Below are 539 nucleotides of genomic sequence, written 5' to 3'. Positions count from 1 at the left end.
TGCGCGCTGGTTTGTTTTGGCTGAACGACAGGCAATGGGCGCGTATCGAACCGCATCTGCCGAGGGGACTGACGGGGCCGGATCGGGACGACGACCGACGCATCGTCAGCGGCATCATTCACATGCTGCAATCGGGTGCACGATGGCGTGATTGTCCACGTGAATACGGCCCTTACACGACGATCTACAATCGCTTCAATCGCTGGGCCAAGCGAGGACGATGGTGCGCAATCTTCGAAGCGCTGGCCAAGCCTGGCGAAGACGGCGTCGTACTGTCGCTCGACTCGACCTCGATTAAAGCTCACCGGTGTGCCTCCGGCGGAAAAGGGGGGAGCACAATCAAGCAATCGGCCGCTCGCGCGGAGGCCGCACGACAAAAATCCATGCGCTGAGCGATCCGCTCTGCCGGCCGGTCGTCCTGCATCTGACTCCAGGCCAGGATGCCGATATCGCTGCGGCTCCCGATGTCCTGGCGCTCGCGCCACCCATGAGCGTGCTCCTCGCCGACAAAGGGTATGATGGCGACAAGCTTCGCGGCG

Annotated in this window: 1 pseudogene; it reads left to right on the top strand. The window is 62.5% G+C overall.

The window, feature by feature from the left end:
* A pseudogene (locus RCO31_RS34650) lies at positions 1-539 on the top strand (IS5-like element ISBj2 family transposase); the annotation flags it as partial.

This window comes from Bradyrhizobium sp. LHD-71, assembly GCF_031157255.1.
Classification (GTDB): domain Bacteria; phylum Pseudomonadota; class Alphaproteobacteria; order Rhizobiales; family Xanthobacteraceae; genus P52-10.
Note: the sequence above shows the minus strand (reverse complement) of the source record. Positions and strands in the feature narration are given on the sequence as shown.